35 protein-coding genes are annotated in these 26,470 nt (G+C 40.6%); 6 read left to right on the forward strand and 29 right to left on the reverse strand.

Annotated elements, in window-relative coordinates:
- Nucleotides 1–254 precede the first annotated feature (254 nt).
- On the reverse strand, nt 255–1,247 hold the full coding sequence (locus Q0993_RS01620; protein WP_299529167.1) for a GlxA family transcriptional regulator: 993 nt from the start codon (nt 1,245–1,247) through the stop codon (nt 255–257).
- Nucleotides 1,248–1,382: 135 nt separating this feature from the next.
- Here Q0993_RS01620 and Q0993_RS01625 point away from each other — a divergent pair, with 135 nt between their 5' ends.
- Nucleotides 1,383–1,763, forward strand: a complete 381-nt coding sequence (locus Q0993_RS01625; RefSeq protein WP_299529169.1) for an antibiotic biosynthesis monooxygenase — start codon at nt 1,383–1,385, stop codon at nt 1,761–1,763.
- A gap of 114 nt (nt 1,764–1,877) precedes the next feature.
- Here Q0993_RS01625 and Q0993_RS01630 read toward each other — a convergent pair whose 3' ends face one another.
- From Q0993_RS01630 to Q0993_RS01705, 16 genes are all read right to left on the reverse strand, one after another.
- Nucleotides 1,878–3,074 (reverse strand): putative Ig domain-containing protein, encoded by a 1,197-nt coding sequence (locus tag Q0993_RS01630; RefSeq protein ID WP_299529171.1) that lies wholly within the window; start codon nt 3,072–3,074, stop codon nt 1,878–1,880.
- 117 nt (nt 3,075–3,191) lie between these two features.
- On the reverse strand, nt 3,192–3,599 hold the full coding sequence (locus tag Q0993_RS01635) for an EthD family reductase (RefSeq protein WP_299529173.1): 408 nt from the start codon (nt 3,597–3,599) through the stop codon (nt 3,192–3,194).
- A 310-nt stretch (nt 3,600–3,909) separates the two neighbouring features.
- Nucleotides 3,910–5,502: an aryl-sulfate sulfotransferase gene (locus tag Q0993_RS01640; RefSeq protein ID WP_299529175.1), complete on the reverse strand. Its 1,593-nt coding sequence runs from the start codon at nt 5,500–5,502 to the stop codon at nt 3,910–3,912.
- 112 nt (nt 5,503–5,614) lie between these two features.
- Nucleotides 5,615–6,082 (reverse strand): GNAT family N-acetyltransferase, encoded by a 468-nt coding sequence (locus Q0993_RS01645; RefSeq protein ID WP_299529177.1) that lies wholly within the window; start codon nt 6,080–6,082, stop codon nt 5,615–5,617.
- A 36-nt stretch (nt 6,083–6,118) separates the two neighbouring features.
- Nucleotides 6,119–6,583, reverse strand: a complete 465-nt coding sequence (locus Q0993_RS01650; RefSeq protein ID WP_299529179.1) for a nuclear transport factor 2 family protein — start codon at nt 6,581–6,583, stop codon at nt 6,119–6,121.
- A gap of 147 nt (nt 6,584–6,730) precedes the next feature.
- Nucleotides 6,731–7,309, reverse strand: a complete 579-nt coding sequence (locus tag Q0993_RS01655; protein WP_299529181.1) for a hypothetical protein — start codon at nt 7,307–7,309, stop codon at nt 6,731–6,733.
- A 124-nt stretch (nt 7,310–7,433) separates the two neighbouring features.
- A complete protein-coding gene (locus tag Q0993_RS01660; protein WP_299529183.1) occupies nt 7,434–8,540 on the reverse strand; it encodes a hypothetical protein in 1,107 nt (368 codons plus the stop codon).
- Nucleotides 8,541–8,604: 64 nt separating this feature from the next.
- Nucleotides 8,605–9,408, reverse strand: a complete 804-nt coding sequence (locus Q0993_RS01665) for an AraC family transcriptional regulator (RefSeq protein ID WP_299529185.1) — start codon at nt 9,406–9,408, stop codon at nt 8,605–8,607.
- A gap of 167 nt (nt 9,409–9,575) precedes the next feature.
- Nucleotides 9,576–10,100, reverse strand: a complete 525-nt coding sequence (locus Q0993_RS01670; protein WP_299529186.1) for a hypothetical protein — start codon at nt 10,098–10,100, stop codon at nt 9,576–9,578.
- A 214-nt stretch (nt 10,101–10,314) separates the two neighbouring features.
- Nucleotides 10,315–10,665 carry a YciI family protein gene (locus Q0993_RS01675; RefSeq protein ID WP_299529188.1) on the reverse strand — a complete coding sequence of 117 codons (351 nt, stop codon included), beginning with the start codon at nt 10,663–10,665 and terminating at the stop codon, nt 10,315–10,317.
- Nucleotides 10,666–10,921: 256 nt separating this feature from the next.
- Nucleotides 10,922–11,896 (reverse strand): polysaccharide deacetylase family protein, encoded by a 975-nt coding sequence (locus Q0993_RS01680; protein WP_299529190.1) that lies wholly within the window; start codon nt 11,894–11,896, stop codon nt 10,922–10,924.
- Nucleotides 11,897–11,961: 65 nt separating this feature from the next.
- On the reverse strand, nt 11,962–12,486 hold the full coding sequence (locus tag Q0993_RS01685; RefSeq protein WP_299529192.1) for a GNAT family N-acetyltransferase: 525 nt from the start codon (nt 12,484–12,486) through the stop codon (nt 11,962–11,964).
- Nucleotides 12,487–12,558: 72 nt separating this feature from the next.
- Nucleotides 12,559–13,515: an MBL fold metallo-hydrolase gene (locus Q0993_RS01690; RefSeq protein ID WP_299529194.1), complete on the reverse strand. Its 957-nt coding sequence runs from the start codon at nt 13,513–13,515 to the stop codon at nt 12,559–12,561.
- Nucleotides 13,516–13,631: 116 nt separating this feature from the next.
- Nucleotides 13,632–14,048, reverse strand: coding sequence for a hypothetical protein (locus Q0993_RS01695; RefSeq protein WP_299529196.1), 417 nt, complete (start codon nt 14,046–14,048; stop codon nt 13,632–13,634).
- Nucleotides 14,049–14,123: 75 nt separating this feature from the next.
- Nucleotides 14,124–14,420, reverse strand: coding sequence for an antibiotic biosynthesis monooxygenase (locus tag Q0993_RS01700; protein ID WP_299529197.1), 297 nt, complete (start codon nt 14,418–14,420; stop codon nt 14,124–14,126).
- A gap of 78 nt (nt 14,421–14,498) precedes the next feature.
- On the reverse strand, nt 14,499–14,912 hold the full coding sequence (locus Q0993_RS01705) for a helix-turn-helix domain-containing protein (RefSeq protein WP_299529199.1): 414 nt from the start codon (nt 14,910–14,912) through the stop codon (nt 14,499–14,501).
- 106 nt (nt 14,913–15,018) lie between these two features.
- Here Q0993_RS01705 and Q0993_RS01710 point away from each other — a divergent pair, with 106 nt between their 5' ends.
- Together Q0993_RS01710 and Q0993_RS01715 are read left to right on the forward strand one after the other, a co-directional pair.
- Complete coding sequence (locus tag Q0993_RS01710) at nt 15,019–15,600, forward strand: NAD(P)H-dependent oxidoreductase (RefSeq protein WP_299529201.1); 582 nt, start codon at nt 15,019–15,021, stop codon at nt 15,598–15,600.
- Nucleotides 15,601–15,611: 11 nt separating this feature from the next.
- A complete protein-coding gene (locus tag Q0993_RS01715; RefSeq protein WP_299529203.1) occupies nt 15,612–16,130 on the forward strand; it encodes a peroxiredoxin-like family protein in 519 nt (172 codons plus the stop codon).
- 100 nt (nt 16,131–16,230) lie between these two features.
- Here Q0993_RS01715 and Q0993_RS01720 read toward each other — a convergent pair whose 3' ends face one another.
- Genes Q0993_RS01720 through Q0993_RS01735 form a run of 4 tightly spaced genes read right to left on the reverse strand, consistent with a single transcriptional unit; the run spans nt 16,231 to nt 18,543 of the window.
- A complete protein-coding gene (locus tag Q0993_RS01720) occupies nt 16,231–16,902 on the reverse strand; it encodes an SCO family protein (RefSeq protein WP_299529205.1) in 672 nt (223 codons plus the stop codon).
- Nucleotides 16,883–17,464 (reverse strand): hypothetical protein, encoded by a 582-nt coding sequence (locus tag Q0993_RS01725; RefSeq protein WP_299529207.1) that lies wholly within the window; start codon nt 17,462–17,464, stop codon nt 16,883–16,885. The genes Q0993_RS01720 and Q0993_RS01725 overlap by 20 nt, the downstream gene beginning before the upstream one ends.
- Nucleotides 17,451–18,227: a YHYH protein gene (locus tag Q0993_RS01730; protein WP_299529209.1), complete on the reverse strand. Its 777-nt coding sequence runs from the start codon at nt 18,225–18,227 to the stop codon at nt 17,451–17,453. Before Q0993_RS01730 ends, Q0993_RS01725 begins: the two co-directional genes overlap by 14 nt.
- 16 nt (nt 18,228–18,243) lie before the next feature.
- Entirely contained in the window at nt 18,244–18,543 is a 300-nt protein-coding gene (locus tag Q0993_RS01735; protein WP_299529211.1) for an EF-hand domain-containing protein, read from the reverse strand.
- Between the two features lie 75 nt (nt 18,544–18,618).
- Here Q0993_RS01735 and Q0993_RS01740 point away from each other — a divergent pair, with 75 nt between their 5' ends.
- From Q0993_RS01740 to Q0993_RS01750, 3 genes are read left to right on the forward strand one after another with little or no spacing between them, the layout of a single operon-like run.
- A complete protein-coding gene (locus Q0993_RS01740) occupies nt 18,619–19,242 on the forward strand; it encodes an RNA polymerase sigma factor (protein WP_299529213.1) in 624 nt (207 codons plus the stop codon).
- A gap of 55 nt (nt 19,243–19,297) precedes the next feature.
- Nucleotides 19,298–19,609: a hypothetical protein gene (locus Q0993_RS01745; protein WP_299529215.1), complete on the forward strand. Its 312-nt coding sequence runs from the start codon at nt 19,298–19,300 to the stop codon at nt 19,607–19,609.
- A gap of 5 nt (nt 19,610–19,614) precedes the next feature.
- Nucleotides 19,615–20,079 carry a Spy/CpxP family protein refolding chaperone gene (locus tag Q0993_RS01750; RefSeq protein WP_299529217.1) on the forward strand — a complete coding sequence of 155 codons (465 nt, stop codon included), beginning with the start codon at nt 19,615–19,617 and terminating at the stop codon, nt 20,077–20,079.
- Between the two features lie 65 nt (nt 20,080–20,144).
- Here Q0993_RS01750 and Q0993_RS01755 read toward each other — a convergent pair whose 3' ends face one another.
- The 8 genes from Q0993_RS01755 to Q0993_RS01790 all read right to left on the reverse strand — a co-directional run bounded on the left by Q0993_RS01755 (nt 20,145) and on the right by Q0993_RS01790 (nt 26,363).
- Nucleotides 20,145–20,834, reverse strand: a complete 690-nt coding sequence (locus Q0993_RS01755) for a DUF3667 domain-containing protein (protein ID WP_299529219.1) — start codon at nt 20,832–20,834, stop codon at nt 20,145–20,147.
- Between the two features lie 250 nt (nt 20,835–21,084).
- Complete coding sequence (locus Q0993_RS01760; RefSeq protein WP_299529221.1) at nt 21,085–21,459, reverse strand: hypothetical protein; 375 nt, start codon at nt 21,457–21,459, stop codon at nt 21,085–21,087.
- 325 nt (nt 21,460–21,784) lie between these two features.
- Nucleotides 21,785–22,159: a DUF4242 domain-containing protein gene (locus tag Q0993_RS01765; protein ID WP_299529223.1), complete on the reverse strand. Its 375-nt coding sequence runs from the start codon at nt 22,157–22,159 to the stop codon at nt 21,785–21,787.
- A 117-nt stretch (nt 22,160–22,276) separates the two neighbouring features.
- Entirely contained in the window at nt 22,277–23,140 is an 864-nt protein-coding gene (locus tag Q0993_RS01770; RefSeq protein ID WP_299529225.1) for a helix-turn-helix transcriptional regulator, read from the reverse strand.
- Between the two features lie 112 nt (nt 23,141–23,252).
- Nucleotides 23,253–23,633 (reverse strand): DUF2200 domain-containing protein, encoded by a 381-nt coding sequence (locus tag Q0993_RS01775; protein ID WP_299529227.1) that lies wholly within the window; start codon nt 23,631–23,633, stop codon nt 23,253–23,255.
- Nucleotides 23,634–23,727: 94 nt separating this feature from the next.
- Nucleotides 23,728–24,819, reverse strand: coding sequence for an adenylate/guanylate cyclase domain-containing protein (locus Q0993_RS01780; protein ID WP_299529229.1), 1,092 nt, complete (start codon nt 24,817–24,819; stop codon nt 23,728–23,730).
- 100 nt (nt 24,820–24,919) lie between these two features.
- Complete coding sequence (locus Q0993_RS01785) at nt 24,920–25,453, reverse strand: GNAT family N-acetyltransferase (RefSeq protein ID WP_299529231.1); 534 nt, start codon at nt 25,451–25,453, stop codon at nt 24,920–24,922.
- 268 nt (nt 25,454–25,721) lie between these two features.
- Nucleotides 25,722–26,363, reverse strand: coding sequence for a hypothetical protein (locus Q0993_RS01790; RefSeq protein ID WP_299529233.1), 642 nt, complete (start codon nt 26,361–26,363; stop codon nt 25,722–25,724).
- Nucleotides 26,364–26,470 lie beyond the last annotated feature (107 nt).

Consider the following 26,470-nt stretch of genomic DNA (forward strand, 5'->3'; position numbering starts at 1 on the left):
TAGCGGATTTACCGGCTCCCATGTTTTGAAAATGGTTGCGAAACAACTGTTTAAGAGTTTCAATGTGTTGATGGCAAGCTAGTGATTCTTAATTTTTAAAACATAACGGAACAGAATACAATACATCCCATGACCAAACTTGCCGAATCTCGGGTTGGAGGCTGAAAAGACCCTACAATGGATTTGTCTAAAGCCGTATGGATATCTATTCCGAACAACAGGTGGGGTTGTAGATTGCCATTGGTTCTATGGACTTAGGCAATGGCCATTTCGCGGTTGTACTTTTTTTGATACTCCTTGGGGGACAATCCCGAATATTTTCTGAAAGTGGCCCTAAATGCCTTTTCATCATTATATCCGATACCGTACATAATCTCCAGAACAGTTTTTGCAGTAGATTCCAGTTTCTTTTTTGCCGCTTCAACCTTAACCCGCTGTATGTACTCCAATGGTGTATTGTGGGTAGCTTTCTTAAATCTCCTCAAAAAACTCCGACCGTTCAAATTTATCATTTGCGCAATCTCGTCCACGTTCAATTTGTGTTGATAATTATGCTCAATGTAAAGTTGGGCTTTTTTGATGGGTTCATCAGAATGGTCCTTTTGTCCACTAAAAATGATGAATTCACTCTGACTTAATCTATCGAATTCTATTTCGGAAACCTTTGAGCACCATATGGCGGTTTCCCTCCCAAAATAGCGTTCTATGAGATAAAGTGTGAAATTTAGAATGGAATAGGCTCCGCCGCTTGAATAGATACCATTGTCTTCACAGATAATCTTTTCAGGAACAAGTTGTACCTCGGGATATTTACTTCGAAAAAGATTGTGGGAGGTCCAGTGCGTGGTACAGGATTTCCCATTTACCAAACCTGTCTCGGCAAGGATAAATGCACCCTTACATAAACTTGCGATATCGGAACCATTTTCAATTCTTTGGGTTTTGATCCATTTCACAAAATCCATATTATTTTGGATTTCCTTTTCCAAATCCCCACTTATGGGAGAAATGAGTATTAGATCGGTTTGGGATATCTCATCAATGGTGGTGGTCGGTTTAATACTAAACAGGTCCTGATATATTACCGCCTCCTTAGATAACCCTACCAAGTCGATTTTAAAAAGATTCCCCGTCTGTCCATTTAACCGTCTATAATGTGCATTTGCCATTTTAAACAGGTTAAATGGCGCAATTATGGTATCTACAATACTGTTGCCCGATGGAACAATGATGCTAATGTGTTTCACAATCAACAAATTGACTACAAAGATAATTCATTATAGTGTCGAAAACAACCCCCTAAATAGTCGTAAAAGACACATTTTAATACCCAAATTACGTCATAAATTTGATACAGCATCAATAACAAAAAAACAAGTAGTATGGAAAATCAAGAAGTAATGGTAGTGTATTCATGGACGGCGAGAGCAGGTAAATCGGAAGAGTTAAAAGCAATCTATCGAGAAGTTGAAAATCAAATGCGTTCCAATGAACCGGGAGCTTTGAAAGTTCAGTGCTATTTTGACGATACATCTTCTAAGCTTGTGGTCGTGGATCTTTTTCTCGATGCCGGTGCGGTCGGATTCCATTTGGGAACGACAGCCGCTGGACATTTCCAGGATTTACTGGAAATAGCGGTACCTGGGGAGTTCCTTTTTTGCGGTGAAGTCCCTGATGAGATGAAGCAGGCAGCCCTTGGAATGGGCCTTAACGCCACTTTTGCAACGGGAATTTTTGGATTTGAAAGAGCTTTAAATCAATAAAAATACGGTTGAAAAAGGCGGAACCATAGAGATATGCTCCGTCTTTTTTAGACGAAATTGAACAGTTTACAAATACGATGTACCGGTCTAGGGCGGCTATATCCTAATACGGAATTAGTCAACTTTTTCCCCGAGCTTAATTTTGAATTCTCCCGAATTCCCCGAACTATCGGTCGCCGTCACCTTTATGGTCAGAGGAATTTTGGATTTCCAAACCCCTTTTAGGGATAAATCATGCGGATCGAATTCGATCCATTTTGGTAATTCGGAACCATCCGCCATTGCCACCTGATAGGATAATGCCTGGTCATCGATGTCCTTGAACAAGTCTGGTGGAAAGTTCACTTCAAACGCTTCATCATAGCTTACCCTAGTCTCAATTTCAGTGTTGTAGGGATATGGTGTAAAGACCGACTTGGTACTTACCCAATAGATATCGGAGTCGTATATCTCCTGTCCATTCTCCTGTGTGATGTGCATTCTACTAAAAAACAAGAATCTGTTATCCGGCAATACAAAGGGTCGCTGTTCGATTTCTTTACTGTTTATAGTGGAGTCCATCCTTTCGGGAGTTGTCCATAGGCCATCTTTGGTCCTGTAACTGATATAGAGGTCGTGTTTGGACCCAAATTCATTTTTCCATGCTTGAATAAGGATGTAGTCCTCGTTAGGGGACAAAAACAGGCTTTCTTCATCCGAATTGGAATTTAGCACGTCCACTTTTTGAATTTTTACATAACCCTCCGGTTCTAGCTCAGAACGATAGATATCTCCACAACATTCGTTTTGATCGTCTCGGTTGGAGGTAAAATACAACGTCCCACTTTTTGAGATACCGTGCCCGGCCTCCCTGGATCTGGAATTAACTATGGAATCCATGGGCCTGGGGTCAATGAGCTTGTGGTTTTTATATTGCGCTACCCATAAATCCGTTTCCGAACTGTCCGTTGATTTGGCAAAATAGAATTTATCCCCTGTAGGACTGAACATGGGAAAGAAGGTATTGCTATTATCGGGAAGAAATGATCGGTCCGGGGAACTCCACTTTCCGTCCACATAGTTCATAAGATAGATACAGGTTTCCTCGGGATTGGATTCATGGGCCGTTCCAAAAGCCATGCTCCTACCATCTGGTGAAATGGCAAAGCCCATGTCAAACCTACCCTTGACCGACACAACGCCTTCCCCAAAAATTTGGGGAATGGTGTCCGGATTCTTTTGCCCCAAATAGTTGGGGCTTGAATTCTCCGGGTCGTTCTTGCCAGCACATGAGAATAGCAAAAGCAGGATAAGGGGAACACAATACTTCATCCGAAATTATTCATTTTGGTATGCATAAATAGATTAGCGACCTGTTGCCCGTCATAGCGTCTTTTAAAAAACCGAAACAGGCCTTATCACGTTTCTATCTTACAAACCTTAAGCTGGTTACTGCAATACCTCACTAATTTGAACAACGGGCTGGGTATTGGTATAGTTTGGAATATCCCCAACGATTTTTTCCGCATTGGGTCCAAAGGAATTTTGATAGGCCGAAAGCTTGTCAAAGTACAAATATCCAATGGCCAAATACGGAACGGGTTCATCCGGTGTACGGCCCGAAATACCCTTATCGATTTCCAAAAGCTTTAGGGAGTCGCCCATTAGGGTTTTGAGCATAGGCATATGTTTTTTGGAATAGTAGTCCATATCAAAGGTTTTCCCTTCACCGTTGGGATAAAGGATGGTTACTTTTATCATTCCTTTTTTGGATTTGACATCGGCCGAGGTATTCTGCTGAAAGGCGGAAAGGACCAGTACAGCCCCAAAGATCAAGGCGATAATTTTGATTTTCATTTCGTTAGGATTTAATGATTCTGTTGAAAGATAAGACTTTTTCATAAAGGTGCACCTATGCCGGGCTATAGGAAAATCCAACAAAAATTTTGTATGGTAGTCCTCAGCTATTATGTAATTGGGTAATTGTATATCGATTTGCTAAATTCCAATCCCTCAAAGAAATTTTTGAGACAGAAATACGCGCCTTTCGTTAATATTTTTGTCCTTCCCAGAGTGGTTGATCCTAACCGAGAACCATCCTACCGAATTTCAACCTTTCCTGACGAATATTGGGGTGGAACGTTGTTGCGATTTCATAGTATGGGATTCAATAAAAATTCGCAATTCTTTCTGAGCTAAATAATACCCAGCCAATGGAATCCTCAGAATTTTCCAAGGGCCATAGTTGAAGTTCCCAAACCAAATCAGTCGGTGAAGTATTGGTAAATTCGCGAACCATAGACCATGAATTTTTCCTTCCGTAGTCATCGTTGGCATCCAGACTACCATAGGATACCAAAACATTGTTCGTTTCATTTAGAAAATCGACATCGCCCATGGCACTACTCCTAACTCCCGGTAAATCTGCAGTTTCCGAAGACCAGATTAACTCGGCGGACATTTCGGCTTCGTTTATTTCAAACTCCATGGCATAGCTAAAGCCGCTATCATCCTTTTCCTTGAAAGGCCAAGCCCTGATTAAATTGTTATTGAATATGAGTATAGTGCCATTGGGGGTAAAGCTTGCAGAATGTTGATGCCAAAACCAATCGCCATTTTTTAGTTGAAGCGATTTAGAACGCAAGTTTTCCGAAAGTCCGGTAGGCTCTCCAAAAATCCACTTAAGGCTACCATCTTTATTGATTTTTGTCAACGAACTCAGATATCTCGAGTTCATTACAATAGTATTGTCAGTGGAATCATGAAGTATGGTATTGGCATGTGACCAATCCAAAACCCCGGGATATCCCCTGGAGTACCAATACTTACTAAAAGTCTCATAACCAATTCTCATAGGGTCCAGATGGTCAAAGGCATTCCATTTCCATACAATTTCACCTTCCGGAGTGAATTCCAATAAAACATCGCCCATCACCTTTTGTCTTTTTCTTGGCGCATTACTATTGGTTTCCGAGGTATAATAATTATCAATTTCCTTACAATCCGAACCTAAAATCAAATAGTTTCCATTGGGTAACAACGTGGCATCATGGTGAAAAGTAAGGGACTTTACGGGGATGGCATCTTTTAAGGGGCCATCTGGTCTGTCCGATGCAAACCAAGATTTAATAACATTACCCAATAGATCAATTTCTACCAAACGATGGTCCGCTGTCATATAACTGATGTGTTTGTTGGGGAGAAAATTAAAATCACTAATTCTGGCATCACATCTATAGTACCAAACGATATCTCCAAGGGAGTCCACCGCTGCCAGCATACCAAATTTACTGCCATCGTGCCCTTTTGCCCTCAATCTGGGATTAAGTAGCGTTATACCGGGTTCCATAGGTATCCCCTTATTTCGTTTTACGGTAAACCTCAACATCTCATGGGGATCGGAAGGTAATTCCGGGGTGATATAGGTGAGTTTCCCTTCATAATCAAAACTTCTATCCTTTACCTGTATTTTAAGGTAAACCTCATACTTCCTATTGGGTTTCATACCGATAATCGGCAAACCTTTACGGGCATCGGACACATCATCGAAAGAAATTGCGAATGTATGGTCATGAGCCTCGAACTTGGCGGTAACTGAAATAGGGCGATCTGTTGCAAATTTTAAAATGGCCGCAAGGGGAACACTCGCATTGCTGTTTTTTTCTATTGTTGGTGCCTGATCGAACGTTACGTGTTTGCCACATGATAGTATCAATAGGCCGAAAAGTGGGAGCAATATGAGCTTAATCGATTGCTGCATGATTATTCTGGTTTGGAGCACTGCTTTTACGGAACAACTTTCTTATAATCCACTTTTATTTGTTGATGGGCCTTAAGTTAACGAATTCCGTCCTACGGGCCGTACCTATACGTTATGGTACATTGTCCTTATCCAATTTCAATTCATAAATCCTGGATTCCTCGCCCCAAGGATGGTATCCCTGGCCAATGTAGTGAAATCCATATTTTTCATAGTATCCGGTATGTTCCGTGCAGAGATACACATACTCGAATCCCGCTTTTTTTGTATCCTCTTTTGCTTTTTCCATTAGCAAGGAACCATAGGCATTGCCTCGATGCCTTTCCTCGATAAATAGTGCACAAATCCAAGGATACAAATCTCCCCTACTTATAAAATCATTGGTAATAAGTCCGGCGCAACCGATGATTTCTCCGTTTTTTTCCAAAATGTACCATTGGGGCAGGGGGTTCCTTGCGCCTATACTATGAGTAATGCAATCCTCATAGATGATGGGAAGGACACTTTTCCAGTTTTTTTGAAAATAGGCTATGGCCTTGTCTTTGTAGTCCGGGTTTTCCCGTACAGATATTACTTTCATTTTCTTTTAGGTGGTGTTGTTCGCCGAGCTCTAATTTTACCGAATTTGTCTTTTACAATTCTCCTTTTCCACGGTATAAGCCACACTAATAATTTTCCATTTTCCGTCCACTTCGAACAGCGTAAAGGCATCTACGCCACAATGCGAAAATGTATCTTCGACCCAGAATTCATAGGGTACCCATGCCATGGCAATGCCATGCCCTAGAGAGATCTCAAATTCCAACGCGATCTCTTTCACATCGGGCAAGGTGTGCATTTTGGGAAGATCGTCCTTTGAAAAACGCATGTCCGTTTCAATAGGCTTTTTATGGTTATTCCTACGCCATATTTGCGCTTCGTTCATAGTCGTCTTTTGCATAAGTGCGGCATCCTTTTTTTCTAAGGATTCAAAAAATTGGTTTATCACCTGCTTGATTTTTTGTTCCTCGGTAACCTTTGCACCCTGGGAATAAGTGCTAAAGGCAAGAACCAATGCCAAGAAAAATACCATTTTTTTCATTCAAAATGCTTTTTGTGTTATGCTTATGCCGAATGCGGGGTTCTGTGCAATGTGTTATTCATAGAACCGTCCAGTAAGGCCTATAAGATAATTCTTTTAAAGGGTTTCTGGCCATCAAATCTAAAGGTATCTTGTGCATGAAGTGCCTCAGTCCAGTTTTGTGGGATGCCCTTTGGAATTGGATCGGATCATCCATTTTTCCTCGTACAAGGAAGCGTATTCGATCAAGACGTCAAACGGCAACTCATAGGATTCCGAAATGTTTAAGTAATTATTGATTTTGTCTTCATCAATACGCCGGTATTGATAGGTAAAAATAGCAACCGTTTTAGATGCAGGAAGAGCTTCTCCTATTTTTAGTTCTGTAATCTGGGTAAAAACCCCGTACTCCCTCAATTTTGGGTAAACCGTATCAAAGAATGTGAGAATGTCATACGGATTACCCCTGTCCACAATATGATTAGACTCGATTATTGCAGGTCCCAACCCGTCGTTTCTTAAAGTTAAGCTTATATTGATAAGCGTGGACTGGATTGAATCCAAATCATTTACGGTCATGGATTGCGTAATATTCTTGCTGAAACTCAATCTGGGTCGTACTGACAATCTGCTTTGCTCCTTCAACAAATGAGTTTGATATAGAAAAATAAATAGGGTCAGCAGGCTAATTAGTATGGCGGAGGCCCCTATGGCACGGTCTGCATTTATGGCTACTTTCTTTTTCATGTACGGGCCTTTTCTTTATAATATGGATATTCAGGGTGGGGCCGAAGCGGGTCTCGAAAGGGAATATAAGGCCCAAACTCTTTTTCTTTGATCTCCGTATCGGGAAAAAATGTTGGGGTAATCCCTATAAAGTAGTGATGTAGGCTTCTACAGAATCGGCTCCCATGGACTTTAATTTTTTAGAGTGGGCTTTCAGTAACTTCAGCGCAACCCTGTTGATTTCTTTTCTTGAGACACCCTCCCATTTTTCAAGATCAGGTTCAAAGCCCGTTTTCAGTATTTTCTGGGACAAGGATTGGATTACCGTATAGTTTGCATAGGGATGCGCAAAAGAGGCGTCATTTTTCGCGTTGGCAATAAACTTTTTAAGTATTTCATAGGTGGTCTCCTTTGCGAGGGAAAGTTCGGTCAACTTAGCCCTGAATTCCAAGTCTGCCTGTTTTAGTTTTGGAAATGTTTTATAATCCAAAAAGTGTTGGCCTTCATGTGATACATAACTGATTAGGAATTCTTCCTCATCTTTGGGTCCATAGGATTCCTCCACACAGAACAATTCCTTTGAAGTGGCCCATCCACCGCTAAAACTATGACCGAAGGTAGTATAATGGGACCATCCATTGCTGATGAAATCTCGCATAAAGACTATCGGTACTTCAATGGTCTGCCCCTCTGGAAGGTCTATACTGTATTTCTTTCTTTCTTGATCTTTCCAAAGATATAGATCAAATAGGTGGCCGGTCTTTCCCATTGCAATGCCGCGCATGTTCTTGGACTTAAAAAAATCTTGAAATAGCGTATAATATTCTTTATCTATTTGCTCAATACTGAAGTCCGGTGCGACGTATTTTTTTAAAAAATAGGTCATCTCACCCCTAAACAGGCTATCAGCTAGCTTTTGGGCCACATTTTCAATGATTATTGATCGCCAGTAGTTCTGAAAGCGTTGGAATAGGTCTATTATTTCGGGATCATCAGTGTTATACTCAAAATCTTCTGTTCTGTATAAAAAACGTTGGTAGTAATCCTTCTTTGTAGCCTTTTGGTCGTGGGTTAAGGAACTGTCCTCGGCCATTTCCAAAATTTCGAAAACAGCACGCATGTCGCCCCTTAGGGCGTAAGGATATAATGTATCGAAATTACTGCTATCGATTTTCGTGTAGGGAGTCGCTTTGTTTTGGGCCGTTGACACTAAACAAATACCACCAATTAAAAAGGACGCTAGTAGCCTCATAACACAGGAGTTTAATATGAAGGCACAAAGAAAAAGCGGGTGGAGGACAAAAAATTGTACAGGGTTAACCTTTTACAATTGCTCTGTAACGGAATGGGGTAGTACCAAAAAAACGCTTAAAATGTCGTATAAAATGGCTCTGATCGTAAAAACCGCACTCACTGGCTATTTCGGTCAGGGATTTTGAGGAATGCAACATCAGGTCCGCCCCTCTGGAAACACGTTGTCTCAATAAAAATTCGCCAAACGTAAAACCTGTTTTCTCCTTGAATTTTCGGACAAAATAATTGGGATGTATGTGCAATGACCAAGCAACCTCATCCAGGCGGTACGTTTTTTCGGGATACCGCCTAATTTCCTTTTTGATATTTTCCACCCAGAATGCCCTCCCTGTTGCATTTTCAGAATGCTGATGTTGAAATAAATGATATAAATTTTCCTCCACCGTTAGGGTCAAAAGTTCATCGGAAAAGTCATCTTGAAAAGCGTAGAAGATTTTTAGAAGCTCAAGGTTGTTCCGTTCAAACCGTATATGATTCGATACTTTAGAATAATGTCCCTTGTCCGGTAACTCTTTTTCAATTTCAATATTGAAGCAAAAGCTATTTTCCGTCCCGATTTCGTTTTTATGTTCAAATCCTTTGGGCCTAAATAATGAGCTTCCTGGCTTCATATCATATTCCGAGATCTTCGATTCTTCATGGTAAATGCCAAAGAGCAATAAACTTATATAGGGATTTTCATGTTCATGCCTTGGGACTTTCATATTTTGGTCATGGCCCGTTTTTGAAAGTGTAAAACCATGTAAGGTTCTCATTTTCTGCATGTGCCCCATAAAGGTCCCTACTTTCAGTTTTTTAGTTTTCATAAACCGTTATGAATAGCTTGTAAGGTATGTCTTATTTGAATATCTGGATAAATAGTTAATAAATGATTAAAAATGCATTCTTCTTTTTGATTACAGCTTTTGGCAATTCTGTACAGTCCATAGGGGTTTCTTCAACAGGTCCTGATGACCTGTTTGATACGGTCATTTCATTGGGTCAATTTAGTGATCATCTTTTTTGCCCGACCTGAAACCGATTTTCTTTCGTCGGAAGCCAATCGTTCCAAATGTGGTAGTAGCCAGACTTTCAAATCTGCATCTTTTTTGGACCAATTCGTCAAAGTATCCATGGTCTGGTTGAGTACGATCCAATCGTTATGATGTGCAAGGTTGCCTTTCATGATTTTTTTGGCCTGTCCTATTTGCTTTTCGGTCATATCCTGCTCCAGCATCCCGAATAATTGGGCCAAGGTCCACTGGGTCGATGCCTGATCAATTTTGGCAATATCGGTCAGAAATCGGTCAATGTAGGGAATTAGCATAGGTTTTTTCGCCTTACAGATTCGTTTCATGGCATTTGAAGTCCGTAATCGTACCACCTCATCCGTACTGAAATAGCAATGGAACAATTCGTTAAAAAGCTCATTTTCCGCTAATACGGCTTCAACGACTTCTACCGTATTTCCCAATGAGTTGGGATGTCCACCCTTAAGTCGGTTTTCAAAATCTTTCATTTGGCTACATACTTTGTTCCATAATGGAGTACAAGTGAATATAGGCAAAGTAGATGATTTCGGGGCGGTTTTCCCTCAACAATGTCCTCTAAATATTGCAAATCGGTCAATCCATAATACGCAAGTACAGCAATTAAGTTGCTGTACTCGCATTTAGGTATCACGGAAAGTCGATTATCGCTGATATGATCACATTTTCTATGGGAACGGAACGTTACATGCCCTCAAAAACCATAATATCCCGTACTTCTACCTTTCCGCCACTAGCCAACACCGGACAACCCTTACCCAATTGAATGGCCTCTTCAATGGAATCCGCGGAAACCATGATAAAACCTCCGATAATCTCCTTGACTTCTGCATATGGACCATCCGTAATGGCACCGTTGGCATGCATGGTCTTACCTTCAAAACCCAGGGCCTCTCCTGGATTTTTGAGTTTCCCCTGTGCACCAATTCCTTCCATCCAATCTTGCCAAGCTTTTACTTCCTCCTGTATTTGATCGGGAGTGGGGTTAAAATCGGGATCAGGTTCGCTATGGAACAGCATCATAAAATCTTTCATGTTTTTTGTTTTTAGTTGATAAATAGTAAACGTTTACTTATATAATGATTGAAAACTTGAAAACTGGACAGGAATTTAATTTTTTTATCCACTAACATTCTAAAAATTGTGGTTATGTTATGTTCTTGCCTCTTGTGATTCCGCCATTGGAGGAGCATAAAAAGTATTTTAGGATGCTTTGTCCGGTGTTGATTTGACGGTAATTGGTTGGGTCTTGCGGTATGCCATGAATTATAGCTATTGAAGGCTTACATCTTCATAACCCAAGTTGATCCATTTTGCCTTTTTCGTATCGACTGTCCTCTGCGGGATATCGCAACGTAAGGTCATATTCTCCGGATTGTTTGGCCAAAGCATAAATGATACTTTCCCCGGCAAAGTCGGATTTTGGTATTTTTTCAAAAACCGGGTCCTCATAAGCTTCGTCCGCATTTGTCACAGCCCACCCTTTTTCCTTGAATGTTTTGATAAGGTCGCCCAAGAACAAGGCCGAAGATAGGTTATGGTGAAGTAGTAGTGTATGTGGAATATGCCTGCCGTTTATCTCGTAAGAAAGCTTTTCATAGTAATTGGCCCTTTCTAGCAGGTGCTCAACATAAAAGTCCCTGAATTTTTCGATTTCGGTACGTTCAAGGCCTATCTCCTTAATTCTTTTTTTTAGGCGTTGGTCAATGTACCAATCCGAGGCATCAATGGTCACATACCCGTTGCGGTACTCATAATTGGCTAGGACGTTCCTAATGCTATCTACCTTCGCTGTATTCCGGCCTTCCTTCAAGTAGGGAAACCGGAACAGTTTTATGGAGTTGCTGAATTTCGAAATGACTGCATCCGTTTTCTTCAGTTCACGCTCAAAAACCAAGGACGAATTCTTTTCCGAATTGAAATTGGGATGACTAAAGGAGTGATTGGCAATTCTATGCCCACGGTCGTTCCAACTGTTTAGCAGAAATTGGCCTTTTTCGTCCGATTTGTTATTTCCGGTGACGAAAAAAACGGCCTTTAGATTTTCTTTTTCAAGATGGGCCAAAATCATTTGGTTCCATTCCTCAAAGGGGAAACCAACCAAATCCGAAGTGTTTCCATCGTCGAAAGTAAAACTGACGGTGGGTTTGGTCACTGTAATTCTTTCCGGTTTTTCTGGTTCCTTTTTAGATTTGTCCGTTTTTGAATCCTTACAGCCTAGGAAGAGCATTAAAAGTGGCAAGATCAAGCCTATAATTCGTTTCATTGGTTTTGTCATATGCAATGCCTAAGGTTTTGTAGGTTTAGGACCAGTTTTAAGGACAACGTCCGTCATCCCATTTGTTCGCGGCTGGCTTCCTTTAATTTCTTTACACTGTAATACGATAGGGTTTCATTCCCTTTTTTATGATCACCTTGGTATTTTAGACCGAGTTTCTCCAATAGACCAATCGATCTTTGATTATGGGGTAAGGTAATCGCAATGATGTTCCCATATTGATTCGATTGCTTCACTTTCTTCAAGTATTCCCTACTCGCTTCAAGGGTATATCCCTTTTTCTCAAATTCGGGTAATAGCGCAAAGCCAATATCAGGAAACTTTTCATCTGTCCTATGAAGAAAAGTCACTATTCCAATGGCTTTTTGCAATTCCTTGAGCTCAAAAACGCTATAAAAATAGTTGGGATTGTCCAGTATTTTTTGAATATACTTTTTGGCCAGTATTGTATTGGAGATATTCCTGTCTCCAATATACTTCAACCACCCTTTGGAATTGGTCAATGTAAGGATGAATCCCGCATCCGCTAATTTGATCGGTCTTATTCTGAGCCTCTTCGTTTCTAGATTTATGTACATTATCCTGTTTCACTTATGGATAGTGGCATTCTATGTGATTGGTAAGGATCGTCGATCCAAATGCATTCCGTTTTATCCATCATAAATCCACTTCCATTTTTGCCCATTTCTTTCGGCAAATCCAAGGCCGGGGAAATCAAAATGAAAGGCGTTGATTTTCATACTCTCCTTTTCGGCGAGCTCCAATAGTTTACTTCTTGTATCCTTCGCCTTTTTATGGTCTAGGTCAAAGTTAGTCCGCCAATGCAACTGCTCTATATGCAAGGGGTGTAGAAACGCATCGGAAATGTAAAGCAATCGTTCCCTTTCTTCTCCTATTATCAAGGCGATTTGCCCTGCGGTATGGCCTTGGGCGTTCACCGAAATCAAACCCTTACTGATTTTTTGATAGTCTTGGGTGATGAGGTTTAGGTTCCCATTTTTCAGGGGCGTAATATTCTTTTCAATAAAAAATTTGAACAAGGGTGGTTGGGAATCCGATTTTGAAGTATGCCAGAAATCCCATTCGTCCTGGTGTATATGAAATTTCGCGTTTCTAAAGACAAGTTGGCCGTCACTGGAATGAACGCCTCCTATATGGTCTGGATGAAAATGGGTTATTACAACATCCGTTATATTATCAGTATCAATGTTCTCCTTGGCCAATAATTGTTTCAATTTACCCTTAAGGACAAAGGTCTTACCCTTAAAAACTATAGGTTCTTCCGAAAAACCTATTCCGGAATCAATAAGTATTTTTTGATTCCCGTTTTGTAGTAACATAGCAATATAGGGAGAAGGGATGCTTTCAGGATCGACTTGATATTTGTTCAAGGCATCGTTCAATTCACTTTTATCCGCGTTTATAAAATAATCCTTGGCTTGGTAGGTGAACATCAAATCCTTGAATATGGTACACTCAAAACCTCCTATCTTGCATTTAAAAATTTCGGTGTCCATAAGGTCAAAGATTGAATGGGGTTGTAGGTTTATAAAAGGAATTGTGGCCAAAAGACCTGTATTTTTCTTGATAAATTGTCTTCTTTCCATGGCAAGTGGAGATTTCAGATTTCATCACCGCAATGGCGTGCAATTCGTTAGCTCGCCCTAATTTACGCTTTTATCCAATAGCTCGGGGCCGGTAAAATTTTGCGAATATCTTTTGCTTAGGCGTCCTGTTGGTGTTCAGATGAAAACCCAAAACCATGAAAAAGTCCTAACATTAATAACAGGCCCAAAACAGAAGCTGTAAGATCATAGGGATCATATACATTGTTCCCACCCATATTATGATAGCCCAACTCTTGGGCAATGACATAGATTGCGGTTAGAGCTACCGAAATCAGGTAAATGGAAGAATTCCCAATAGTTCGCTTTAAATGTCTTTTCGCTCCAAATGCCAATCCGGTCACTACAATGGTCCCCATAATGGCTTCGATCAAATTGGGTAGGGACAGCACCGAGATTTGAAACACATAGGGCAAATCATTTTTCAAGACCCAAGGCCGTATATAGAATTTGTTCAAGGCAAAGGTGACAAATGAGGTCCAAAACAGAATCCTAAGGTATTTTTTTATTCGCACGCTATGGTTGCTTTTGGCATACTACTTTTTTACGGGTATTCACGATGTTGAAGAATACTTCGCGCATACTTCTTGCTACCTGGTAAAATCGTCCACTTCCCTAAAAATCTCTACGGAAACCCGTTCGCCCAGCTCATGCATAGACTGCATTTGGCCGCGGTCGCTACCTTGCCAAAACTTTTTCCAGTCATTGAGGGAATCCCATTTGGCTATGGTCTTTAGGGCTTTGGTATCCTCATCATTCTGAAGCATAAAACTACCCCTAGCTCCGGTAACCTTTTTGTGGATGGCATTTGTTGTTTTTTTCCAGGTCTCGATGAACGGCTCCAAATTGTCTGGTTCTACCCGCCAACTATAGATTATGCGTATCATATTTACTCCTACTTTGGGTTGTTTTCTTAGGCACCAATTGGCTTCTATATTTTTCTGATGGGTCTAGAAAGGGTTATCCTATTCCCTGGCCTTCCTTTCTTCATTGTAGAGGTCTTCATAAGCCGGTATCTTGTGAATATCAATGATTTTACATTCTTCAAAATTTATTTTGGGGTAGGCCTTATTGGCCCATTCGCTCAATTTTTTTAGGGCTGGTAGTAGTCCGATGGATTTTTCGGTCAGGGAATATTCCACCCTTGGCGGAATCTCCGCAAAGGATTCCCTAAAAAGCAATCCATCGTTCTCCAATTCCTTGAGCTGGTTGGTCAATACTTTCTTTGAAATTGTCGGGATCAAAGCATTTAACCGCCCAAATCGCAAAGAACCATTGGATAATAAGTAGATGATAATGGGCTTCCATTTGTTACCAATGATGTTCATGGTGTGGACAAGTGTGCAGGCATTGGGATTTTCAATATACTTTCTCGCCATTGGTTACTTTTCGGTTACCACTATTTTGTCCTTTATGGATATAAATAGTTTCTATAATAAACTATAATTAGTTTCTTTGTGAAACAAATGTAATAAAAACTATGAAATGAAGCATGTTTTTATAATCAATGGTCATCATAAATATCCATTTTCTGAGGGCAGATTAAATGCAAGCCTAGTGGAAAGGGCCGAACAATTTTTTAAGAATAAGGGTTTTGAAATCAGAAAAACGATTACCCAAGACGCTTATGATGTAGACGAGGAGATTGGAAAATTCAAATGGGCGGACATCGTGTTTTTTCAAACGCCACTCAACTGGATGGGGGTTAGTTGGTCGTTTAAAAAATATATTGACGAAGTCTTTTCAATGGGAATGATGGGCGAAATGTCCGATGGTGATGGTAGAAGCAAAAATGCGCCAAAAAAGGGATATGGCCTGGGAGGGAAGTTGAAGGGGAAATATATGATGTCCATAACCGCTAATGCACCCAAGGAGGCCTTCAACGATCCGGAGGAATCTTTTTTTAATGGAATCAAGGAGGACGATCTGTTAAAACCGATGCATTTAAATTTCAAATGGTTTGGTTTTGAACCTATGCCTACGTTTATGGCGTATGATGTGATGAAAAATCCAGAAATAGAGAATGACTTTAAACGCTTTGACCAACATTTAATCCACAATTTTTAATACGATACAGAATGAACAGACCTACACCAAAACGGACTGCGCCCGATTTAAGATTCCCGGTATTGGGAGGAAACGAATGGAGTTTAGGGGACCAAAGTCCGGATACTTTTACCTTGATCGTATTTTATCGTGGCCTACATTGCCCTATCTGTAAAAAGTACTTGCAACAATTACAGAAACTCCTACCGGAATTTGACCAAAACGGTGTACAAGTGGTCGCAGTAAGTATGGACACGGAAAAAAGGGCACGCCTGTCCCGCCAAAAATGGGAAATTCCAAATCTATCCCTGGGGTATGGTTTAGAGGAAGCAACCGCGAGACAATGGGCGCTGTACCTAAGCGCGGGGGTAAAGGAAGGAGAACCGGATATCTTTAGCGAGCCGGGTTTGTTTTTGATCGATAGCAAAAATCAAGTGTATTATTCGGCGATAAACTCCAATCCTTGGGGAAGACCATATTTGCCCTCTTTTGTAAAGGCGGTCGATTATATCATACAATCTGGATATCCTGCTCGCGGAGAACTACTTTAACAGAAGTTTGGACTAGTATATGGTTGTCTATTTCGTTCTTCTAAGAGGACGGCAAAAGCTATAACAAAGAAGAATTAACCATTTATGGCCCAAGAACATTTTAACCCTCCTTCTTTAAAGTTTTGATATCGGCGATCAATTGGGCTATGGCCGTCATGTTCAATCCATTATAAATGCCGCGGATATGTCTGTTTTTATCCACAAGGATAAAGTTTTCCGTATGCAAGAAATCGTTCTCTCCCTTGGGTACTCCCAGATCTTCCTCTACAAAATACGCATAGCGGCCCAAATCATAGATGATGTTGCGTTCCCCGGTCACCAAATGCCATTTATTGGGTATAACCCCCTTGGCATCCGCATAGGTCCTTAAAATGGGCACGGAATCGTACTCCGGTGTAACGGAATGGGACAGTAACAAAACGCTTTTATCCTCTTTAAATGCCTCTTGTACCAGGGCCATGTTCGCGGTCATCTTGGGACAGATACCAGGGCAGGAGGTAAAAAAGAAGTCCGCTACATAGATTTTGCCGGTAAAGGTCTTTTGGGTAACGGTATCCCCCAATTGGTTTATCAGTTGAAAAGGGGCTATCTGATGCAAGCCAAAAATAGAATCACTATTTTGGGCCAACCATTGGGGCGTAAATGAGGTATCAGTATAATAAGGTAAGGTCGCTACCCGGCTTACTACCTCCTTCTTGGTTTTGGTACGGCATCCTAATGTTGCAAGAATGAGTACCAACAACAAAACCAGTTTATCTTTGAATCGTTTCATCCTTTAGTTGATAACATAGATTTGATCGTCTAAGGCCAAAAACACGTCCGTTCTTGGCCTCATAATTGGCATACAATTTTCCGGTCCTCAACCAAGCCTGCTGTAAGCCTTTTTCTTGACCCCGGTAATACTGCATCAATCGGGCAATTTGTCCATTCGGATACCATTTTTTCTGCTCTCCATGGCGCTGGCGGTGCACATAACGGGATTCAGAGCTCAACACTCCATTGGGCCACCATGTGTGGGCCAACCCTTCCAAACGATTTTCCACATAATTCCTTTTACATGCCAGTATACCGTTGGCGTACCATTTAAGGGCAATACCTTGCTTTTTCCCATTATGGAAGCCGATTTTTTCAGCTAGCGCACCATTGGGGTGACAGGTGAGGGCAAATCCGTTAAAGGGATGGCCCTGATACAACCATTGCCCCGTATTGGGATATAAGCGTAGTTCACTTTTGTGTACCTCGGTTACGGGAATTTGGACGACCTCCTCATTAGGATTCCCCGAGAAGAAAATAAAAAGCAGCACGGCCCAGCCAAAAACCTTAATTGATGGCATACGGCGTTCCTTGATAATCCCCTGGGAAAATAATATAGTAGGCATTCAAATAAAGCTCGTTTTCAATATGATAATGGTAAAAGGCCTCATCCGAATGCTGCGTAGTTGAGATATGACCGCCCGAGGCATCCAAATCTGTAGGATAGTCCCCTGTGGAATGGCATTTTCTTCCATAAATAAAGAAACCATCGGCCATAATACCGATTAGCGCATCATCATCCTCGGACCAGGCGGTGGGCTCCAGATGATAGTGGTATACCGAAGGACCAATATGGCCGCCGGTATAGTCCAAACTGGCCGCGGCCCCGTCCAACGGACCGTTCCCTTCCTGGTCGTTAAAAATGGCTGCGCCGCTTACGGCAATACCAATGGCCCCTAGATTGGTAGAGGTACTACGTGCCGCCAACTCCGGATTCGCCGGTACCGTTAAGGTGGCCGAACCATCAAAATTGGGGATAATGCTCGGGGTAAGCGCTACGCCCGGTTCCTCTTGGTAAAGAGGGTGGCCTTCCCCCCAGTATACCGTACTATGGTTGGGAAAGCCCGTGGTTTCAATGACTACATTGGAACCGTCCAAATAGATATCCGTCTCATCTTCATCGAATTCGGCGAATGCCGCACTCAGGGTTACTTCTCCGGTAAAATCATTATCATCCGTCAAGTCTATGCTTTCATCGTCTGTAATCGCATCGTTGTCCGAGCTACAGGCTAGAAAGACAATGAACAACAATGCCGCGCCTAATACAAAGGGATTTCTTTTCATGATCTGTTTTTTAGTATTATTCTCCTTGTGGTGGTCCGTTTCTTTCCGGTCTAGGGGCTTTTTCCAGTTCTTCCCGGGAGAGGTAGCCATCCTCATTGGCATCTATTTTGGCAAAATCTCTTTTTAAAGGCCCTTTTACCTCTTTTGTGGAAAGCTTGCCGTCCTCATTGGCATCCAGATCTTTGAAAACCTGATCTATTGAAGGTCGGGCCCTATTTTCGCGCCGGCCATCCGTGGACTGGGCCACAACAACATGCGAACTTAAAAGTCCCACGGCCATCAGTACCGTTCCTAGTGTCACATTTTTACGATTCATATCATTTCTATTTAATTGTTTTAGGTTTAGATGAGGAATCCCAAAAAAACTTGCGCTAGGATGCATTATTTTTAAATGCCGTTACTTTGTAGGCACACCAACGCACCCATTTTACTTTTGGACAAGAGTCAATTTCTATCGGAGTTAAAAGCGCAAAGGCAATCGGCCTACGCCCAACTTTTGGACCTTTATCAAAAGAAGGTTTTTAACACCTGTCTTTCTTTTGTACCCAATGTGGAGGATGCCGAGGATATTGCCCAGGAAGTATTTGTGGAGATTTACAATTCCATTGGAACGTTTAAAGGGAATGCTATGCTCTCTACCTGGATTTACAGGATTTCGGTCAATAAAAGTTTGGAGTTTATCCGTAGGAAAAATACCCAAAAAAGATTTGGCTTTATGCAATCACTTACCGGAAATACGGTACTTCTGGACAAATCGCGGTATTTTACGGAGTTCAACCACCCCGGGGTACAGCTGGAGGAAAAGGAAAAGAAGGAAATCCTGTTCCGGGCCATAGATCGATTGCCCGAGGCCCAAAGAATAGTGTTTACCTTGCACAATATAGACGGATTAAGCTATAAGGAGGTCGGTGCCATTTCGCAAAAGAGTATCTCCTCCGTGGAGTCCCTACTGTTTCGGGCGAAAAGGAATCTAAGAAAAATTTTAACGACATATTATAAAAAAGAGGATCGGTAACGCAAGTTTTGTTGCAGATCGGCATCTAAATCCAAGAATACCAATAACCATGAATATGAAAAAGAATACCTCTGAACGCATTGATGAGCTTATTGACTCGGCCCCGGACATTGAGACGGTAAATACGCCGCCCTTTTTTAAGGATAAGGTGCTCCAAAGACTTTCCCAGCCCAGGGACTCCCAACCGCAGTTAGGCTGGCTCCCCTGGTTTACACCGAAATATCAGATGGCGGCCCTGTTCCTTTTTGTCCTTTTGAACGCGCTCGTGCTCTATACCTATAGCGATTCCAACCGGGAAGAAGAAATCCAGACCTTTGCCGAGGCTTATGGCCTGTCATCTGCTCAGGAAGAAACCCTTTTAAATTGACCGTTATGAAGAAAAATCTACTCCTTAGCCTCTTGATGATTTTCTTGATGGTCATGAACGGGGTACTGTTGTATATGACCGTAAAGGAACCGGACGGAAAACCGGGACCACCACGGGATTTTATTTTCAAGGAATTGAATTTTACCGCAGCACAGCGGATGGAATTTCAGGAGATCAATGCGGAGCACCATCGTAAAATGCGGGCCCTTGATGACCGTACCCGGAAATTGAAGGAATTGCTTTTTTCCAATTTGGGTTCGGAGGGTTTTTCAGATCAGGAGTTGGACTCCATAACGTCCAGTATCGGCAATTTGAGCCAGGAAAGGGAAAAGGAAATCTTTTCCTTTTTCAACACCCTGGAGCGGATGTGCGATGCCGAACAAAAAAGAAAGCTCAAACGTATCGTTCGTGGAGCGCTAAGAAGGCCTGGTCCCGGGGGCGGACCACCGCCACCGCCACCGCATCGGTAAAAAAGGTGTACGTACTATCCCTGCTTGGATGCCAAGCATATGTAAAACGTATTCCTTGTACCCTATTAGCCGCTTTTGTTGAAGAGGTCAATTAGAATGCCAATGAGCACCAAGAGGAATGAGCCCGTCATGGTACCAAAAAAATAGGAAAGCAACCCTTTGAAATAACTCAGGATTTTGTTTTTATTGAAAAAGCTTCCAATGGCCCAAACCGAATAGGACATGGCCATAAGATAAGTAAGACCGTAACTTTCAAAACCCGTGATACTTTCTACAATTCCGAAGAAAGTGAAGATCAAGTTTCCGATACCAATGATGAAAAAGACCAAAATGAATATTTCGTAAATATTATATTTTGATTTTAGAAAAAACAACCGCGTCCAAAATCCAATAAAAAACCCCAATGTGATATTAAAGATCCCAAAATTCTCCTCCACCCATTGAAACGTTTTCGTCACTCCGGCGCTATCCGTATTTTGGGGTGCCGCACCCGTATTGAAGTCCAGGATTTTTTGCAGTATTATAAAGACCAATGAACTGAAAATCACAAAAATAATAGGCTTTACCAACCTTTTTCGGTCATATAGGATGAATTCCCGTACAGTATTCCCGGGTCTTAGCAACAATTCCTTTATGGTGTATAAGATACCCTTGTCAAAGTTTAAAACGCTACTAATTTCTCTCCAGATGTACGTTCCGTCAATTCGCTCCAAGGTTTTGGGATTTTCGGGCGCCTCCAATTCTTTATTGTTCATTTTTCATCCTTTCGTAAATTATAGCTAACCCTTTCAGTTATGATTTGTTAGCGCTGTTCACTTTTCTAGGAATAGTATTACCTTCTACGAATCACCAACCAGAGCAGAGGCAGGCACTTTTCCAGAAAACCCCAAGTTAGCAAATAAACCAGGATTTCCTCATCCGATTCGAAACGTTTGGGAACCTGGTATGTGATACGATATTGATTTTGTTAAAGAAAAGATTTCCTTAAATACACAAGAGAGGGGTTTATTCCTTATCGGAAATCATACAGGCCCTCCAGCGATTGTTTTGTAAGGAGATGATAAGATAGCCAAAATCATCGGATTCGCAGGAGCCCCTATTTTTGCCTCCCGAACTAAAAAGCGTTGTAATGTTTCCGGATGCATCCCGGGAATAGTCGATGGTTATGGCCTTGTCCAGATGGTGCAAAATAGCGATTCGGGATTGTAACTCCTTTTCATTCATGTCCTTGTCTATACGAATCAGCATATCGGACTCGGATTCCACCATAGCTTGGAACATCTTGATCTCTGGAATTTTTGTACTATTGCCTTGCCCAAAACTAGGCCGGAAACCGATCAATAGGATAACCGCAATAGAAATCTTTGTGAGGTGTTGCATTACTTTGAATTTTAATCGGTTTATAACAATTCCTGCGTTTATTTGCGGGCAACGTGAAAACAGGTAGTATTGCTCCCTATGAAATCTAGCTTCCCGATAACTATCGGGCAATGATTTTTAATTTTGAGATTGCTGAATTACAGCTACTTGACACCAATAGGTTGGGTAGGTTATAAAACTAGTTGACCCACTTTCTTTCTTTTAAGCACAGTAGCGAACAATACCCTTATAATTTTAAAAAGTAATCTGTGTACAATATACAAAAACGGTCCAGGATATTCCCGAACCGCCATTGCTTTACTACTCTAATTGGCAATAGTTTCAACTATTGTCTTGCAGTCTCTGGGCTAATTGTAGTGGCGACTTCACTTATTGAGTTTGCAGGGAAATTTCCTTTTGTAGCGTGCTCTTCAATCAGGGCCTTATTTTCAGCTTTGTAAACACAATATACCTTGTCACCGGTAACATAGCTGTGTTGCCATTCAATTGTCGGTCCCATCTCGTCCAAGACGGCACAGGATGCTTGAGAGATTCCTTTAAGTTGCTCTGCCGTTAAATCACCGGCACCTGGAATAACACGTTCAATTACATAAGTTTTCAGGGCGTCGTTGTTTTTGGTTGTAGGTTCATTTTCATTTTGTTGGGCATGTACGGAACAAAGGGTGAATAACAATAACGGTACTACTAGTAAAGACTTCATAATTCTAAATTTTAGTGATTAATAAATACATCACAAATCTAGGCGTGTAGGCAATACTTCGTTTTTCTTAAAAACCCAATCTTTTTACTTTGGAGTTCATATGGGGTTAACTACGGTTTAATTGTTCCCGCGATATTCAGTTGGAGATAAGCTGAACTTTTCCTTAAAGATTCTGCTAAAATGGGATACGTTTTTAAAACCACATTCAAATGTAATTTCACTTACGGTTTTTTGGGAAGTTTGAATAAGTCTTTTGGCACGTTCCAAACGCTTTTCGAGAATCCATTTTCCTGGGGTAGTGCCATAAAATTCCTCAAATTCCCTTTTAAAGGAAGAAAGGCTCTTATTGGCTAATTGGGCATAGTCCGATAGTTTCAGGTTATACATATAATTAGCCTCCATTATTTCCCAAATAGGGGTTTTATAACCGTTGGCCAGACTATTGACGTACGAAAGAAGTATGCGGTTTTTGGGATTTATGAAAACGTTGTACAGCAATTCCTTTAACTTGATTAGTAAGATTTCTTGTGGTAGGGAATCCGATTGATTAAAGTAGGGAATGAGACTGAGGTAACAACTTCGGATGCGATCATTAATATCCATCGGAATAACCATTTCATTGGTTTGTGGAGGAAGATCTCTTAAGGGCAGGTGTGGTCTGAACTCATTGAATATTTTTTTTAGGAATTCATCTTTTAGGTAAAATGCCATTAATTCCCAGCCTTTAATAGTATCATCCATTTCTTGTAGAAAAGCGGCCCTTCGTAAAAGAAATCCGGAATTCTTGTTAACCGTATACGTATGCTCGCCTTGGTGGAAGATCCTCCTTCCAGAAATGGAAAATGTAAGTTGATTGTATGGGGAATGCAACTTGAGTATTTTTTCTTTTTGTGGGCAGTGGTAGTATAAAAACAAGACATCCTTTATGGAGAACTGCTTAAAAATATCCGGATTGGCTTTATGGAGGTCATATACGTTCATTAGGTTTCAGTTTCTTTTTACCCTACTTGCTTGTTAAATTTAGCTTAATTGTTGCAAACAGTTCCGGCTAAATTGCTTTTTAATGTAGTTTAGGTATTGTTAGGACCAATTCCTACTTTTTTTCTTGACGCAAAATTTTCTCCATTTTACGACCTTTTGCTAATTCATCAATCAGCTTTTCCATACGTCTGCAATCGCGGTACAAAGCAAACTCTTCAGATATTTCTTCTATACGATAACCACATACTACGCCTTTAATCATGTACGCATTTTGATGGATTTTGGCGCCCTCGAAAAAATCTCCAAAAGTTCCATTACCGGCAATAAAGGATTCTAATTTATTCTGATCATAACTTGTGAACCACAAAATAACCCGGTCGAGTTCTTCTTTGGTTCTGCCATGCTTTTTTATTCTATTCAGGTAATGCGGATAAATGGATCCGAAGTTCATTTTCGCGATTTTCTCATTCTTTTCCACTGTGACTTCTGGCATGACTTTGAATTTATTGGTGTTAACGGTTTGTATATGGTGCGTATCCCGAAGGGTATGCACTATATACGATGTTATGCATAAGTTAGTTCCTTCATTACACAGTATAGAGCATCACTGATTCCTGTTTTCCACGCAGTTGCAGTTTACCCAGTGCAATTGATTTGAAAGGTTTAGGTAAGGGCTCCAACTTTTCCAACAGATATTTTGAGAGTAATATATCCTTACCCAGTTCATTGCACTTTGACTGAATACGAGCTGTCGTATTGAGTACATCACCTGAATAAACAATATCCCGTTTTACAACACCAATTTCACCAACCATTGCATTACCATAGTGAAGTCCTGCTTTAAACTGAGGAATTAAACCGTCATATTTATCCAGGTAGTATTTAGCCTTGTCCAACAAGCGTTGTTTGATGTCGAAAAAGCACTGTAGGCAGTTAGAGTTTTTTGTACCTGAATCCATCTCCCAACTTATTACGATTTCGTCACCTACATACTGATAGATTTGTCCTTTTGAATTGAGGATTGCCGGTGTTGCGTCTGTAAAGAGGTCTTTTAGGAGACTGAAATATTTTTCTTCGCCCAGTTTCTCTGCGATGGTAGTGGAACCACGAAGATCAAGGAACATGAATATTCGTTCTTCTCGTTTCGGATGGAAATACTCTCCCAGGATAAATGACTTGAAAACTCCTGGACCATATTTATCGTTTACAGATAAAGCTACCAGGGTGATTATAACTACTGACATCCAGGACAGATAAACAAAGATCTGACCGAATGAAAAAAACTGAGCCCACTGCGCCTTCCAAAGCTCCTCACTGAACAAGGAAACACCTAATTGACCGGCATTGAAAAACAATCCACTTATTAAGGCAACAACGGTAAAAATGAGGGTAAACGACAGGGCCATGCTTAATAAAGCCCTACCGTAAGGCTTAGTTCTTAGCCAGTTTTCCCAAAAGAAGACGATACTGCTTCCACCGATTAGCCCTGCAACTAGACCTGTGATCAGGCTACCCGTCAAATAAACCATGGCGTTCATTTCTTCAATAGTACAATTGAATTGGATCAAAGTGATATAACCTCGGATGAATTGTGTTAAGGAGACTAGTATCCAGAAGAACGTGATCCATGCTACCTTCTCGGCTTGGCTCTTCAGTTTATTGTAAACGGATGATTTCACGTATAAAAAATTGAAGCAATCGAATGGTATCCATTATCGCTAGAGTTATAATTAACGGTTTGCATAAACGCAGTATGGGCGCTTAGGTCATATTGAGGTTTTATGCTTTGTTAGCATCAGTTATGTGGTTTTTATTAATTCTATAAACTAGACTATCTTCTTCATTAGGGACATCAGATAAAGTATCAAAAACAAGCATATTACATTTTTCGAGTACCCTTACAGATGCGAGATTTTCAGGTCGTACTAAGCCATAAATATATTTTTCATTTAATTCATTAAAACCATATTCTATTGTATCCTTTGCAAACTCTGTCGCGTAGCCCTTTCCCCAAAATAATTTATCAAATCTAAATCCTAAATTCAGCTTTAATTTATCTCCATATTTCCTATTCGATAGTCCTCCAAATCCAATAACATAGTTAGCGGTTTCTCTCTCGGATATTTTCCAATTTCCAAACTTATTTTCTTCCCAATGCTCAAGTGTCTTTTTGAATACTGTTAATGCAATATTGTAATTCATGGCGCCATGAGGGTTATATATATTTGTGTCTGGGTCAGAATTAATTTCATAAAATCTTTTAAAGTCCTCTTTATTAGGTTTTTCTAGAATTAATCTATTCGTAATTCTCATTTTAAATTATAACTTTTCTAGCCTAATCAATTTGCATTGATATTCGAAATTTTTTTAGCGTTAATTTGTCTTCTTATAATCATACTAACCTTTTTATTCTAAATATTTTAATCTCTTGACTTAAGCCCTGAGGGAATCCATAATTGATGCTAACGGTCTCGGTTAGGATTTCTCAATAAAGAAATCGAGCCATTTTAAAGTTAGCGGTTTTGTTTTAGGTTCAAAAACGAAAGTTGAATTATAGCCATTGTTGTACAACGTATTATTTTTAGAGTTGGTCAACAATATCTCTCAATTCCCGAAAAGGTAATAGATTAGTAGTGTCCCCTTCTTCTAGCCCATGCCATTCAATCCAATCAATTTTGGTTTCTGTATCATATTCACCCAATAGCGCATCCATTAATATGAATATCGCATTTTGCTGATAGCCTTTTTCGGTATAGTTTTTTATATACAGTTCTAAACCAATAAGGTTGTTCTCTTGAACGTGATTAAAGTATATGTCTTTGTATGATATAGAAAAATCTTCCATTTGAATACCTAAATCATCTCCAGGTATTCTTTGTCTGAACGCAATTATGTTCCATTTTGGAATTTCGGGAGCAGCCTCGGTAAGCTCTAGAACGGCTGGAAAAACTTCTTTTAGGCCATCTGCAGAAATAGTCAATTCCTTTTTTTTTATGTTTTCTAGTTCACCGATTTCCCAAACCAAATCGGGATGAACGGATTTCAGTTTCTGAGTTAACGTATTGGCCAACTCAGATTTTGGATTCATATTGTCAGCATTGTCAAAATAGACTGTACTATTTTCCTCAAACCAATTCCAAAAGATTTCTTCTTTAGATTTTTGAGAACATCCAACAACTGCAATTATTAGAAAAAAGGCTAAAACTCTAGATAACATTTTCATATGTTGTACAACGATTTGCACATGGCTTGTGGCGGTTTCGAAGCACTTTCCTCTCCACCGAAACATAAGCTAGCTAAGGAGCAAAAGCCTGGTTAACAGCCAGCCAC

It is taken from the genome of Ulvibacterium sp., from assembly GCF_028285715.1.
Lineage (GTDB): Bacteria > Bacteroidota > Bacteroidia > Flavobacteriales > Flavobacteriaceae > Ulvibacterium.